This window comes from Paenibacillus sp. NPDC058367 (genome assembly GCF_042723305.1).
Lineage (GTDB): Bacteria > Bacillota > Bacilli > Paenibacillales > Paenibacillaceae > Paenibacillus_AQ.
The window spans coordinates 685686-699815 of record NZ_JBHXIZ010000001.1; the positions used below are offsets into that span (position 1 = coordinate 685686).

At 42.1% G+C, this 14130-nt stretch carries 16 protein-coding genes and 1 pseudogene; 3 read left to right on the plus strand and 14 right to left on the minus strand.

The genetic code is table 11. From position 1 onward, the window contains the following. Positions 1–94: 94 nt before the first annotated feature. The 4 genes from ACFWMP_RS03195 to ACFWMP_RS03210 form a co-directional block, all read right to left on the minus strand. Positions 95–727 carry an SGNH/GDSL hydrolase family protein gene (locus tag ACFWMP_RS03195; RefSeq protein WP_076282991.1) on the minus strand — a complete coding sequence of 211 codons (633 nt, stop codon included), beginning with the start codon at positions 725–727 and terminating at the stop codon, positions 95–97. A gap of 160 nt (positions 728–887) precedes the next feature. Next, positions 888–2066 carry an NAD(P)/FAD-dependent oxidoreductase gene (locus ACFWMP_RS03200; protein WP_042187216.1) on the minus strand — a complete coding sequence of 393 codons (1179 nt, stop codon included), beginning with the start codon at positions 2064–2066 and terminating at the stop codon, positions 888–890. Between the two features lie 39 nt (positions 2067–2105). Then, the gene (locus ACFWMP_RS03205; protein WP_379421913.1) at positions 2106–2549 is read right to left on the minus strand and encodes a helical membrane plugin domain-containing protein; all 444 of its coding nucleotides are present in this window, start codon (positions 2547–2549) and stop codon (positions 2106–2108) included. Between the two features lie 208 nt (positions 2550–2757). Beyond that, positions 2758–3600 (minus strand): DUF2785 domain-containing protein, encoded by an 843-nt coding sequence (locus ACFWMP_RS03210; RefSeq protein WP_379423488.1) that lies wholly within the window; start codon positions 3598–3600, stop codon positions 2758–2760. Positions 3601–3863: 263 nt separating this feature from the next. On the opposite strand from ACFWMP_RS03210, the gene ACFWMP_RS03215 reads away from it, so the two are divergent. Beyond that, complete coding sequence (locus ACFWMP_RS03215) at positions 3864–4481, plus strand: nitroreductase family protein (RefSeq protein ID WP_339247283.1); 618 nt, start codon at positions 3864–3866, stop codon at positions 4479–4481. Positions 4482–4588: 107 nt separating this feature from the next. On the opposite strand, the gene ACFWMP_RS03220 is transcribed toward ACFWMP_RS03215, so the two are convergent. The 6 genes from ACFWMP_RS03220 to ACFWMP_RS03245 all read right to left on the minus strand — a co-directional run bounded on the left by ACFWMP_RS03220 (position 4589) and on the right by ACFWMP_RS03245 (position 8659). Then, positions 4589–5209, minus strand: coding sequence for a hypothetical protein (locus ACFWMP_RS03220; protein WP_379421915.1), 621 nt, complete (start codon positions 5207–5209; stop codon positions 4589–4591). 71 nt (positions 5210–5280) lie between these two features. Continuing rightward, positions 5281–6408 carry a DNA polymerase III subunit beta gene (gene dnaN / locus ACFWMP_RS03225; protein ID WP_379421917.1) on the minus strand — a complete coding sequence of 376 codons (1128 nt, stop codon included), beginning with the start codon at positions 6406–6408 and terminating at the stop codon, positions 5281–5283. Between the two features lie 21 nt (positions 6409–6429). Next, the gene (locus ACFWMP_RS03230; RefSeq protein ID WP_231573432.1) at positions 6430–6765 is read right to left on the minus strand and encodes a hypothetical protein; all 336 of its coding nucleotides are present in this window, start codon (positions 6763–6765) and stop codon (positions 6430–6432) included. A gap of 179 nt (positions 6766–6944) precedes the next feature. After that, the gene (locus ACFWMP_RS03235; protein WP_081951092.1) at positions 6945–7430 is read right to left on the minus strand and encodes a DUF3888 domain-containing protein; all 486 of its coding nucleotides are present in this window, start codon (positions 7428–7430) and stop codon (positions 6945–6947) included. Between the two features lie 60 nt (positions 7431–7490). Next, a complete protein-coding gene (locus ACFWMP_RS03240; protein WP_379421920.1) occupies positions 7491–8453 on the minus strand; it encodes a phosphotransferase enzyme family protein in 963 nt (320 codons plus the stop codon). After that, positions 8450–8659 carry a hypothetical protein gene (locus ACFWMP_RS03245; protein WP_339247270.1) on the minus strand — a complete coding sequence of 70 codons (210 nt, stop codon included), beginning with the start codon at positions 8657–8659 and terminating at the stop codon, positions 8450–8452. The genes ACFWMP_RS03240 and ACFWMP_RS03245 overlap by 4 nt, the downstream gene beginning before the upstream one ends. A gap of 173 nt (positions 8660–8832) precedes the next feature. Here ACFWMP_RS03245 and ACFWMP_RS03250 point away from each other — a divergent pair, with 173 nt between their 5' ends. Beyond that, a complete protein-coding gene (locus ACFWMP_RS03250) occupies positions 8833–10047 on the plus strand; it encodes an MFS transporter (protein WP_379421922.1) in 1215 nt (404 codons plus the stop codon). 104 nt (positions 10048–10151) lie between these two features. Here ACFWMP_RS03250 and ACFWMP_RS03255 read toward each other — a convergent pair whose 3' ends face one another. Genes ACFWMP_RS03255 through ACFWMP_RS03265 form a run of 3 tightly spaced genes read right to left on the minus strand, consistent with a single transcriptional unit; the run spans position 10152 to position 12141 of the window. Continuing rightward, the gene (locus ACFWMP_RS03255; protein WP_379421924.1) at positions 10152–10856 is read right to left on the minus strand and encodes an SAM-dependent methyltransferase; all 705 of its coding nucleotides are present in this window, start codon (positions 10854–10856) and stop codon (positions 10152–10154) included. A gap of 42 nt (positions 10857–10898) precedes the next feature. Then, positions 10899–11198 (minus strand): hypothetical protein, encoded by a 300-nt coding sequence (locus ACFWMP_RS03260; protein ID WP_042187201.1) that lies wholly within the window; start codon positions 11196–11198, stop codon positions 10899–10901. 49 nt (positions 11199–11247) lie between these two features. Continuing rightward, a complete protein-coding gene (locus ACFWMP_RS03265; RefSeq protein ID WP_379421927.1) occupies positions 11248–12141 on the minus strand; it encodes a LysR family transcriptional regulator in 894 nt (297 codons plus the stop codon). Positions 12142–12272: 131 nt separating this feature from the next. Here ACFWMP_RS03265 and ACFWMP_RS03270 point away from each other — a divergent pair. Further along, positions 12273–13013: pseudogene (locus ACFWMP_RS03270) on the plus strand (SDR family NAD(P)-dependent oxidoreductase). A gap of 344 nt (positions 13014–13357) precedes the next feature. Here ACFWMP_RS03270 and ACFWMP_RS03275 read toward each other — a convergent pair. Continuing rightward, positions 13358–14130: X2-like carbohydrate binding domain-containing protein (locus tag ACFWMP_RS03275; RefSeq protein WP_379421929.1), on the minus strand; the 773-nt coding region annotated here is incomplete at its 5' end.

Sequence of the window (14130 nt, forward strand, 5' to 3'; positions counted from 1 at the left end):
TCTTATATTTAAAAAAAAGACTATAACCTGCTCCTTTAATGAGTGGTTCTAGTCTTATAAAATCAAGTAAATATGTAGTGATATGATCAGACGATTAAGCTTGAATTGCGCTAACCGTCTTAAGCCAAGCCTCTGCAATAAGTGCATGGCCCGCAGGTGATGGATGTACTCCATCCGGAGCCCAATAAGCAGGCTCTGCTTTCACGGATGCCGCAGCAAACAGGCCATCCAACGGAACAAGTAATGCACCATATTCACGTGCCAATTCACGAACAATGTGAATTTTAGGGTCCAAATCCTGGCGCCAAGTTCTACGATCTTCTGGGACAGGCAACACAAATGGCTCGATTAAGACTAAATTAGCAGCCAGCGAATGCTGCGTGCGTTCGATCAGGTCACGATATGCAGCTTCAAATTGTTCAGGCGTTGTTTCCTGACCAGAATCAAAGCGGCGCCAAGTGTCATTTATCCCAATATATATGGACACCCAAGTCGGCTTCAGATTCAGGCAATCCTTCTCCCAGCGTTCCTGCAAATCTACTGCACGGTTGCCGCTAATTCCACGATTATAGAACGTAAGATTCTTCTCAGGATATAAATGCCCCAGACGAGCGGCGACCATCAATGCATAACCTACACCAAGCGATGAAGCATCATCATAATTACGACCCCAATCCGTTATACTGTCGCCTTGAAACAGAATGACATCGTTTTGTCGGAATAACATCACGTAATCCTCCCCTATTTTCCCCTGTTAATATTAGCCAATATAGTATATCAAAAATGAATACTACGTACTAGGACAATCATTAACAATTCATGGTAGAAACCACTAGAGATCAACAAAAAAACCTGCTCAAATTAGAGCAGGTTTTCCAATAATACAATTAATAAGCTAAGCTAAACAATCCTTTAATGTGGGACAAGTAACGAATATTACTTGCTTCCTTCATCAAGGTTGCAGGCAATCCTTTTAGCGGAGTTGAGCTAGCACCAACGATGGCTACACCGTCTTTACGACCTAAGCTCGCAAGCGTACCTGAGTTGATCGGACTAAAGGATTCAAATGATTTATCCTTCAAGTATGCATAAAGATTGTACCCGATCAATTCGCCCATTTGCCAAGCGATTTGTGCAGTTGGTGGATATGGACGACCATCTTCGGCAAAGACAACGGCGCTGTCACCAGCAACGAATACGTCTTTGTGTGATGTGGATTGCAAGAATTCATTTACCGTTGCACGACCACGGTTCACTTCAAGACCGGACTCACCAATCAGTGGATTTCCTTGTACGCCGCCAGTCCATACGAAGGTGTTAGCAATAATTTTTTGACCATCTTTCAAGTCAATGACATTATCCGCTACATTCGTAACAGGTAGTCCTGTCAAGAATTGAACACCACGTTTTTCTAAGCTTGCCACTGCGCGTTCGATCAATGCATCTGGCAATACTGGTAAAATCTTAGGGCCTGCTTCAACCAGCATCAGTTTAATTTCTTTAGGATCCACGCCATATTTCTTAGTGAGTGTTGGCAACACATCAGCGATTTCACCAACAAGTTCAACACCTGTTAAGCCACCGCCACCGATTAGGATGCTTGCATCCGCTGGATTTTTAGACTTCGCATATTCACGGATACGCTCATCAATATGACGATGAATTCTGTTAGCATCTGCTGCCGATTTCAAAACCATACTGTATTGCTCAAGACCTGGAATGCCAAAATAAGCCGTAGTGCTTCCAAGACCCACAACTAAAGCATCGTAGGACAATGTCACACCATCAGATAGTGTAATTTGTTTGTTTTCAACAGAAAAAGAATTCACCTTTGCAATTTTCAGGTCGATATCTTTACCTGCAAAAAGCTTAGCTAATGGCATAGCAACAGCACCTTCTGCAACACTACCCGCTGCAAGACGATGCAATTCTGTAATAATTTGATGTGTAGGATATTGATTAACGACTGTAATTTTAGCTTCGTCCTTCTTCAGGTACTTGCGTACAGTTAAGGCGCTTAGTAGACCACCATAACCTGCTCCTAGAATGACAATATGTTTAGACATGATGTTTCCTCCGTCCTTACGAATGAGATATAAAAAATATTATTTCTGTTGACTGCGTTCGCCGGCAACTTGAAGATAAGCATTTACGAAACGGAAAAGCTTCTGTGCTTGTGGATCTTTCATCATCTTCATAAGACCAAATACACCGATCACATCGGTATTTTTATTCGCACGATCTTGCGCTTCGATCACTGTAGCTGCCATATTCTTCGCCGAATGCACCACTGGTTCAGCAAGTTCTTTAATTGCACTTACCGTATCACTTTTCAAGACTTCATCCGCAGCAACAGTTTGAACAAAGTCATATGACTTTGTGAGCACGCCGACAAGCTCTGTTAATTTTGGCAACTGTTCCACTAAGACAGTTAACGACTCCTGAACTTCAGGCTTCAATAGCTGCTCTAGAACATTCATTTGTTCTTGAGTGACAGCTAATTTTGGTGATTCTTGCTCAGGTTGTGTTTGAGTGATTGTTTCTGACATATCCGAATCTCCTCTGCAAATAAGCTTTGCTGCTTAATAGTAATAAAAAAATAAAAACTTATAACGCCATATTTCTATTATAGCACTTATCAAGTTATAAATGTCACAAAGTTTTTGATTTTTTCTAAAGTTTTGTGATTTTTATTACATTAAAATAAATTAGTCATAATTTTCGATATTTTTTATACATGTATAGATGATTAAATGCTTATTGTGTAAATTCATTCAAATTCATCTCCGCTTTCAATAAAACCTCGACCATTGCCGGATTGTTCTTTAATGGTAGCAATCTAAAATACAGAGAACGAACGAAATTTTTGGTGTTCACACGAGCAACGTACTGGCCACGGCTTCTCGGCCACCCCCCACATTGCTCCAAGTTGCGAATCCAGTCGACAATAAGTTGTTGTGGAAGTAAATGATGATCTATCATTGTAGCTACAATCGTAGCGATCCGTTCATCTTCTTCGTCGCTAAATATGTGCTGATCGTTGTAAAGCATCCTTTGGATGACTGCCAAAACCTCTTCCCTTATTGCAGCATCACTCTCCGAGCAGAGTACCAGTTCATCCAAGGCATCTGCGCCATGGGCTGCAGCATGAGCCCAGCCTTCTTCAGGCATAAATCCTCGTAAATCCTGTTCTTCCTCATAATATCTAATCAGCGCTTCCTTCACATTTGTAAACTCTGCGCTTGCTAAAAAAGCCTGTTCCCTATGCCGCTGAAGAATCAGCGCAACGATCAGTACCGAAAACGTTCTTGTGAACACAGCCTGATCTTCTTTGCTGCCAACGTGATAGAACAAACGCTGCTCGTCAAGGAGAATCAAAAGTAGTTCACGAAGCTCCGCATCACTAAACCATTGTTTCTCGTTAATCCATTTGTAGAAGGTGGAATAGATCAAGTCATCTCGTAGCTTCGGCTGTGGATCTCCTATGTACTCAAGCATCAATTTCACATAATCCCTTAATTGCTCCCCACTTCTAAGCTCGTAATCGTTCTCTTCAATTCTTTGCAAGTCTTTTATCAACTGTTCTCTAGTATCGTTCAACATTCCCACCCTTTCATTAATAAAAGCAATTTAAATTTTTCGTATCCTAATATCCTAATTTACATCCCAATATTTTACAACATAGTATTTATTCTTCGGCACTCCAAAGTGCTTAGCGAGCTGAATGTAAATGTAGTGAATTTAATCATTGACGAATATAATTAACTGTGCTATTTTGAGTTAGTAACTAATAGTTAGTTCATTTATAAATATCACTTATTTATAATTAACAAGCAAATACATAACATATGGAGGAATAACTCATGAGCGCTTTTACAGATTTGATTGAATCCCGCAGGTCTGCTATGAATTTTGTTGAAGGGGTGAAGATCCCTCAGAATGAACTAGAGGAAATGTTCTCTTACGCCAGATTGGCTCCATCTGCATATAATCTTCAACATGCCAATTATAAAGTGGTTGCTAATGAGAATTTAAAAGAAGAGATTCGTAAAGCGGCTTACGGTCAATATAAAATCCACTCCGCCTCAGCGGTAATAGTGGTACTCGGGGATAAGAATGCTTATCTGAAAGCCCCAGAAATCTTCGGAGGACTTAAAGCTTTAGGGGCTATGAGTCAAGAGGATTATGATGCAGAGATAGAAACGATTAACAATGCATACAAAGGAAATGATGCTTTCCAAAGAGATGAGGCTATTCGGAATGCTTCACTCTCTGCCATGCACTTCATGCTGATTGCCAAAGATAAAGGCTGGGATACCTGCCCGATGATCGGCTTTGATCCGGAAGCGATTCAATCCACTTTAAATCTACCCGATCATATGGTACCGGTTATGCTGATCACTATCGGCAAAGACAAGAAACATAAAATCAGACCACGTGGTTATCGTAAACCGGTCAATGAATTCGTTGAATTTATCTGAGGGTTATTGGAAGATATCGATAGATATAACAAAAGCGTTTCATCCGATATTTGAAGTTCGGATGGAACGCTTTTTTACTAAGGATGTGAAGCTTAAATCTTTCTTCACTACTTAGCATACTGAAGAAGTGCAATTGCTGCTCGTTCCCGTCGTTCGGCGTTCTCACTAACAAGAGCTTCCTTCAATATATCGAGCGCCATTGATAATGTCTCTTCATCCACATGCATTCGATTACTCATCGCTTGCTCTGAATCAGAAGAACCTGTAATCCACAGATCCACACGAGCACTAGGCATCGGCCCCTTATACTGTTTGACCACTCCACTACTGCTAAGAAACTCTTTTATCCCTGCGTTTAGATCGGTTATAGGAAGACTTTTCAGCCAAGTTACACCACGTCGATGGCATGTACCGATGTCTGGCGTGTCAAATAATTCATTGTAAAAATAATCGCCTAGATCACCTAAATGTACCCAATCCCCATCACACACCAGCACATAATCGCCATCCTGCATCGTATGTACGAAGAGTTGAATGGCTTGTATATGTTCTGTAAGCTCCAACTCACTGTATTGGTATGCATGAATCATCCGATCACGGAGCTCCACTTTACTGATGTTCTCCAAATCCCCTATTCCGGGATATCCGATACTCACATAATTATCCTCTAAAAATGCTGTGATTCGTTCGGTCCCAAGCGGCTTTGATCCCATCTGAAACAGATTCATAGATCATTCCTCCAAGTAATTAATATAATATTTTTTCAGCAAAGAGAACTCTTCTTAGCAAGCTCATATGCCTATCCTCCATCCTGCGTCCTCATTGGTGTAATTAAAAAAAGTGTGGACGAAGTCATGTCTACAGGCTGTATCACCAGTGGTCTTTCTTTTCCAGCAAACCTTATTCTAAGCGTCTCACTATCGATCGCCCGAAGGATGTCTCTGAAATATTTCCCGTTAAAAGCTACTCGAAAATATTCACCTTCTAGATACTCCAATGGAATCTCCTCCTTTGCCTCACCCACATCGGCGGTCCTGGATATTAAATGAAGTATACCGGAGGGATATACACCGAGCGTTACACTTTCACCAGCCAATATAGCAATACGTTCAACCACACGTAACAAACGCTCTGTCTTAACGATCATTTCGGATATATATACCTGTGGAATTAAATTATCGACATAGGGATAAGTGCCCTCAAGTAGCGCAGACTGAACCCTCAAGCCATCAGAAATAAATCTGATTTGTTTCTGACCTATCTCGATTTGGATGCTGCTGCCCTTATCATCGTTTATTATTTTTAAAAGATCCTCAAGGGTGCTGCCCGGTATAATGACATTTAAAGGACTTGCTCCGTAATCTTCTACGGTTTCAACAACATGCTGAGCGAGGCGGATGCCATCAGTCGCGACTACGCGAATGTTTTGATTATCTATTTGAAGTGAAACACCTGTGAGCACAGGTCTAGTCTCCAACGAAGAGACCGCAAAAACCACATGTTTAAATATTTGCTTCAAAAGCGTGTTCTTCATGCGTATCTTTTTGGTGTTTGGATGATCCACGTAATGGATTCTCGGAAATTCTGCAGTGTCCATCCCGCATAAACGAAACTGAGTATTGCCCGATTGGATATTTAGAATCAATGTCTCTGCGATTTCCAGCCTAATTAAACCAGGGTCAAGCTTGCGGATGATCTCATAAAAATAACGAGCGGGCACTACGATCTCACCTGGTTTGTGTACAATCATCGAATCCATCTTCACAGGAAGCTTATATTCAATGGTCATTCTTATATTGCTGGCTGTTAAAGTCAGACCCTCCGCTTGCGCCTGAATATGTATTCCGGAAAGAACACGGGAGGAACTATTCGCGGATATAGCTTTTAAGGCTGCTTGTAGTGCAGTGCTAAGAGAATCTTTTGACACATGGATTAGCAAAGACCTCACCTAACTCTCCTTAGATTCCTTTGCAAAATGTGCCTCAATAATGTTCCGAAATACCTGGGAGCGAGATACGTTCTGTTCCTCACAGGCCTGCTCTATCTCCTGCCAGATGTTTTCTGGTAACGTCAAAGATACCTTTTTAGTTATACCGGTGCTTTTTCTGCCAGCCCCTTCCCGAAGACCTCCCCTCGTAAAAAGAAACCCTAACTGCCCATCTTTAGTAGCTACGCCTACCTTAACTTTATCCTTAGAGCTGCTTGTGATATCGCTTGTGATTTTAGAATTGAATTCACTTAAAATTTCATCTCTGTGTTCGTCTTCGAATTTATGATCACTCAATCCTCACACCTCATAATTTGAATTTAGTAACTAAAATCAATAAATCCACTATTTTCATAATACCATACATGCCAATAATCCACCACCATTCTAGACACAAAAAAAACACCCCATAGATCGGAGTGTGTGGTTAGCTGGGTAAGCGTTCGAAATTGTGATTGTAAGAGTTAATTACCACACTATCTCAAGATATTCTGGTAATTTGGTGTAAGGTCAGACTTTCGTGGGTCTCTCAAATGCTTGAATGATTCTAACTTCACCTTAGGACCAGGAGTGATTCTAAAAGTCATAGTGTCCTCTCCAACGGAAAGATGTGGACCCACTGTAGGGTGTATATTGAGTGTAATTAAGAAATCAAACCGACGAAATCCATTCACTCGCTTTATATCTGTAACATCTACTAAATAAGGATACACTGTAGGAGTTACCGTCAGAAGTGGCGCATAAATCTCAGCCATTTTTTTCTCAATATGGGGTAAAAGGAAGAGCATTAGTGTGTCTTTGTACATGAGCTCGCGGGAATCCTGATCTGGAAGCTTCGGTTCCGATTCAGATCTAAGCGGAGCCTCAGATTGCGGTTGAACTAAGCCATTAGCGGAGCAAGGTTGTTGCCCCAGCAAGAACATACCTGCGATAAGAAGAGGAGCAATCCAGCTTTTTTTCATCAAAATAGCCTCCTTAGGGAACTTTTTATAAATTCCCCAATGAGGCCCTATTTTTATACGCTAAATCTCAATTGTGTTAAAAAGAAAGGGATCTCCCCTAAGATAATTCCTTAGAATCGCTTGCGCATAAGGCTGTTCTGCTTTCAGTCCCTCGGTTTCTCTAGGGTCGGGTGCGTGATGGCAATAATTTTCGATCATAACCATGACCGTAAAATTCTCTAAAGTCTGAAACCACTCCCCATCAAGCTTGGCCACACTTTCGTAACCCTTAATGACCAGTTCTCTTTGTAAAGGATACAACCCTAGAATGGTATGTGCCACATCATAAAGATAATATCCCCAACCACATCTTCCGAAATCAATCGGTCGAGGTTCACCCTCTTTAAATATGATGTTCCCTTGATGTAAATCACCATGGATAACCCCATACGTCCTTCTGTTCTTATTTTTATGCTGCTTGCTTAACCAGCCGTATAATTTCTCAGCCGCAGACTGATACAGCACGAACTCATCATCCGAAAGAAAACTATGGTAGTGCAGCTTTAATCGGAGCATTGCTTTTCTAAAGCTATGTTCATCCCACACAGGACGATTAAAGCCTGGAGGTAACTCAAGCTCCTGTGCCGCTTTATGTAGCTTGGCTAATAGAACGCCTTCTTTGTAAATTTGATCTTCGGTAAGTCTTTCGTTCGCATGTTCGCCTTCAACCCAGCGCATTAACGATGCATATATACCATCCTCATTACCTTGCTCCACTTTGAACGTAACAGAACCCGTTCGATCATGAACGCCTTTCGGCAGAGGGACATCGATTTTGCTCTTCAAAAGCTCCAGCCAAGCGATTTCGGAGTTAATTTCTTCTTTAGATCTCCCCGAGTGAAGACGCAGCAAAAAAGTCCCCTCTTTATTAGTCTCTATTACAAAAGTGCAGGTGTCCGATCGTTGGATAAAACGAATCTGTGTCCAATCGAGGTCAAAGTGCCGGAGCGCCATTAAAGCTGCTTGCTTATAATTATTTCTCATCGCAATGGAATGTACACATCAACCTCATCAGGCCACGTAGGATTAGCAAACTGATAAACTTCTATAGCCAGTGCATGATCATACTGCTCTCGCTTCATCGCCTCTACTCTTTCCGTCTCGTGCCCTACAAAGGAAGAAGTAATACTCAAGCCTATTAGCTTCATTTCCGGTAATTCGAGCACTTGGACTACACCTTCATCCATCATGAATAATTCATCCCTTCTATGATTATTTAAAATGAAAATATCTGAAATAAATATTTCTCTTGAAAATAATTTCAGAAAACTAAATAATATAAAGCAGTACTACATGTCGGATCTATCATCTTAATAAGGGTGGAGCTTCATTACAGACAGAAGAAAGGTTGAACATCGGCACCATGAACGCAATTCCAAACCTCAACAAGGAACCAGCCCGTGTGGAAAAAACACGCAAAGAACCTTTCCCCATCTCTATTCTTTCACTTACCGTAGGCGCTTTTGCCATTGGAATGACCGAATTTGTCATCATGGGTATTTTACCAAATGTCGCCAAAGATTTACAGGTTAGTATTTCTACTGCAGGTCAGCTCATCACGATGTATGCCCTTGGGGTAGCCGTCGGTGCTCCTATTCTAACCATCCTTACACAACGAATTCCACAAAAGAAACTGTTATGCCTGCTCATGGTATTATTTATTCTAGGCAACGGAATCTCTGTATTTGCTCCAAACTATACCGTTCTTATGGTTGCTCGTATCATCACAGCTTTAACACACGGGACTTTCTTTGGCGTTGGTGCAGTGATCGCTTCTAATCTGGTCAAGCCCAATAGGCGGGCCGGAGCCGTATCCATTATGATGGCTGGTCTAACGATTGCTAATATCGTCGGTGTTCCTCTAGGAACATTTATTGGGCAAAACATGGGCTGGCGCGCCTCATTTGCTGCGATAGCAGTCATGGGAGTCGCTGCACTAATCGGCATTCTTATTTTCATTCCAAAGATTAAACAAGACAAACCTGCTAGTGTAATCCAGCAAATTTCTGCGCTAGCTAATCCTAAACTGCTTCTATTCTTACTGATCGGCGCGCTTGGTAACGCCAGCTTGTTCACAGTGTTCACTTATATAGCACCACTGCTAATGGAAGTTACCGGCTTTGCCGAGCATAGTGTGACATGGATTCTAGTTCTCTTCGGCTGTGGTGTAACCATCGGGAATATCGTTGGCGGGAAGCTTGCAGATTGGAAGCTGATGCCTTCTATCGTGGGACTTTATTTCGCGGTTAGTGTCATTCTTACGATCTTTTCCTTCACAATGCATAGTCCAGTAGCTGCGGTCATCACAATATTCTTCTGGGGTTTGGTATCCTTTGCGGTCATGCCAGGACTACAAATACGGATCATGAGTCTGGCTCAGGCCGCTCCTGCCCTCGCTTCTACAACCAGTCATTCTGCAGGTAATCTCGGAAACGCAACAGGTGCCTTCATCGGCGGATGGGTCATTTCTCATCTTGCGATTACTTCGCTGCCATGGGTCGGTGCCGTTCTGGTAGGACTCGGTCTGGTACTGGGGATTGCTTGTTATGTAGCAGAACGTAAAGAGAAAGTGGCGTAATTTTTTATAGGGTTATATTTAAAAACGAGGGTGTCTCCAAAGCGATGAAAACTGCTTAGGAACGCCCTCGTTTTTTATTTTACAAACTATAGCTATCTACTATCTTATGGCTTCATTCTTCTAATGCTCAGCATCTGATTTGCCCCTTTTTGAAATTCATAAGGAACCTCCATCTCCTCCACAGCGAAACCTTGTTGAACCATCTCATCTATAAGGCGATTTAAATGCTCATATCTTTTGCAAGACAGATCAACTAAAGGGAAAATACGAAGCTCTCCGCTAGTCACCCGCATAAGTTCATTAATAGTCCTTAGATGAAAATCATAGTCCAGCCGATCACTATACATAAATAGGAAATGCGCAGACAAAGTCAGATCAAAATCCTCATCATTGAACGGCAGATTAGGTAAAATCACAGGAACATATCGCGCCGGGGTTTGTCTCTGATCCCTGATGTTATCGTTTAAAGCCCTACTCCTCGCTTGTGTCAAATCCTCTATAGACTTAAAGTAGTCCCATACAAAATTGCCCTGTACCTTAACCAGTTCAGACATAGCATGCTCAATATCTTGAACACCTTTATCTTCAAGCTCATCCGCAGAGTAATAATAAGCGATATCCGCAGCAGTCACGTCACTCCCTAACTGATTCGATATCGCTGTAAAAGAGCAGGCACCTGCAGGACAATCCAAAATCCGCCTGCCTATAAGATCCGCTTCTTTCAATTTGAACATCTGTAAATATTCCTCAAAGGTCCTTCCTATAAAAACAATCCTCTCCAACTCAAGCTTTCCCTCTACTCCGCTCATCTCATCTCACCTTTCCTCATCTCGGCTAATACTGCTCGCTTTTTACTTCTGTTTAAATATATGTATAAGATAATCTATAAGAAGTCCTAGAATCAGGAACGACCCAAAATGAATTACATACGTGGGAAATCTGACACTGATTAATATACTGCTTGCAGCCCATTCAGTATTATTAACATCAACCATCCAGTTTGCAAAGGGCTTCATGAAAATCAGCGTATCTATAATTGGATTAAGTCGTACAAGAATGATGTTTGCGATCTCAATCCCCAAATAATCACCCAGACAGATGATGATACTAATAATCGAAAACCAGAAACTGAATTTTCTCCTTAAAAACATCAAGCACCGCCCTCTCTTTTTTTCCTAATACATACAATTCGTTTAAAATTTAAAATATCCTTGTCGCGGATAGCTCCTGCTTTAAAAAATGATACAATCTGGAGCTCGCCAGCTTCAAGGGATAATCCGAAAGTTTACATAGGATACCGCAGGTCATATCGATAACCTTTCCCTCCAGTTTTCGCACTACCGTTCCTGCAGGGGCCGGATTCAAGACTATCTCAGGGACAAGAGCGACGCCTAAGCCACTTTCCACAAAATATTTTAGAGCCGACATGCTTCCAATCTCCATAGTATCGAACGGTGCACCACCTGATTCCTGTAGCATACTTTCTAATTTTTTGCGATAAGGACAGTTTGCTGCCGTAATAAGTAACCTATGATCCTGTAAATCCTCTGGCGTGATATTCTCCTTGGAAGCTAGCGGATGCTCTTCTGGCATAAGTAACACAAATTCCTCCGTAAATAAGGGTTCAAAATAAAGCTCCTTACCCAGCTCTGGCGCTGAACATACAGCCATATCAATTTCGCCTCGCAAAAGCAGTTCACTGAGTGCAACGGTTCCCGCGATCTCCACGGAGACTTTCACTTTCGGAAACTGCGTCATAAAGCTGCTTAACAGCTGCGGCAAACGATAGCTCGCCGTCGGATCCGTTACCCCTATGCGGAGGTTGCCCGCCTCACCTATCTTCAAATCGACCAAACGGCTCTGCAACCGCTCCATATCCTTAACAATATGTAAGCTCTCTTCATAAAACAATCTGCCAGCTTCACTTAAGCTGATTTGTTTTCCCCGCTCAAGCAGTTGACATCCTAAGTCGGATTCAAGCCTCTGCATTTGCATCGTGACCGTGGATTGGGCATAATTCAATTCCTCTGCTGCACGGTTAAAGCTTCCTGAACTCACAATGGTTTGAAAGGTTTTTATTGTTTTTAGATCCATTCCTGAGCCCTCCACTACTTAATTCAAATAAATTGAACCAAACCTTCAATTAATTCAATTATACGAAATCCAATAATCACTATAGAATACTCTATATCAACAACATACGCCAACCAAAGGAGTGAATAAGGATGGATCTTAACAATAAAGTAGCCTTAGTAACTGGTGGAGGTACTGGAATTGGCAGAGCTGTAAGTCTAGAATTAGCCCGACGCGGAGCCCTTGTTGCAGTGAACTATTCTAGATCCGAGGCGGAAGCTAATGAAACCGTGAATACGATTATGAATCAAGGTGGACAAGCGATAGCAGTACAAGCCGATGTTTCTAAGGATCAGGAAGTGCGAAGTATGGTCCATTCGATTATTCAGCATTTTGGGACGTTAAATCTGCTGGTGAATAACGCCAGTATTACTAAACATATTGCGCTGGGTGATCTGGAAAAAGCAACGGAGGAAGTCTAGGATGAACTCTATGATGTAAATGTGAAAGGAATGTTTTTCTGCGCCAGAGCAGTTGCACCATATATGAACCTGAGCGGTTCAGGCACCATCGTCAATCTCGGCAGCATCGCCGGACAAACTGGCTTAGGCTCTTCCCTTCCTTATGCGGTCTCCAAAGCTGCTGTTCATGGCCTCACGAAATCTCTAGCCCATGCGCTAGCTCCAACTATTAGAGTGAACTGTGTCGCACCGGGAGCTGTTGCTACTAGATGGTGGTCTGGTCGAGAAGAACAGATGCATAAATTAGCACCTAATCTGCTGCTCCAGCGTCTATCATCCACTGAGGATATCGCTCAATTCGTCTGCGCGACACTCGAACAGGAAGCAATGACCGGACAGATCATTACGGTAGATAGTGGACAAACGTTGTAACAACTAAACAAATGGCATATCAATTGAAGCGCCGATAGAATAATTAGGGAATTTCTCCCTGTAATTCTGAAATATCTACTCATCCAAATAGTAATTACGGAAAACCTCCCTATAATTTAGCTGATTTGCTAGAAAATAAAGAAATCTCCCTGATTTTTAGGGAGGAATTCCTTGTTTTCGTTCATTTAAGGCTAAACTCGGCTATTTTCGGGGGAGTTATTCCCTAATTCCTCTCTAGCCTGCTCGATCGTCGTTTGGTCTATTTATTAAAGATAGAAGCTGCCCCAAAAGTAGAATTCTCTACTTCTAGGACAGCCACTATTGCATAAATATTGGTGATGTCTTTAGTTAGGTTCACTACCCCAAATCAAATTTCCTGACACGTATGCTGGTGCTTTGCTCCAGTCCACATAGTTGGTATCTACTCCATTAAAGGAATAATCTCCGGTTTGAGTATAATTCGTCCAATCCTCTTTAACCACCCGCACCTGGATGTCGATGCTCGCACCCGCAGCAAGTGAACCCGCTGCACTCGAGAAGCCAACCTCTAGATAATAATCCGCATTCGCTTTAGCTGTTGGCAATTTTATAAATGTTCCTGTTACATTCGCACTTCCCACCTGTGACCAATCGCAGAAGAAGCTTTGTGGCTTCTCTCCATCAACCGTGTAATAGTATCTTAATTTCACATCGGAGAGCGTCACAGCACTTGTGCTCGTATTCACCAGCTTGAACTTTGGATTCAACGTATTTCCGGAAGCAGACAATGAACTATTATACATCTGTACTTTCAATGCTGCAGTAGGAGCTACTGTCGTATCCGCAATCGTGACAACCAAGGATTGTGTGGTTCCTGCACTAAACTCAAAGGTAAGCGTAATGCTTCCCAACGCTTGGGTTGCCAGATACTCTTTCTTGATCGTTACTGTAGAACCACTCACTGTATAATCTGTGCTTGCTACGAGGGTGGCCGTTCCGTTCTTGATCGTGCTGAGCGTGTTTCCGTTCAACGTCATAGTTACTGCTACGTCGGCCTGATTCGCTGTTTTCTTATCAAAGCTTGCGGTTGTTGGTGTTATCGTGGAGTTACTTACTGGTGTTGTCGTATCCGTCACCG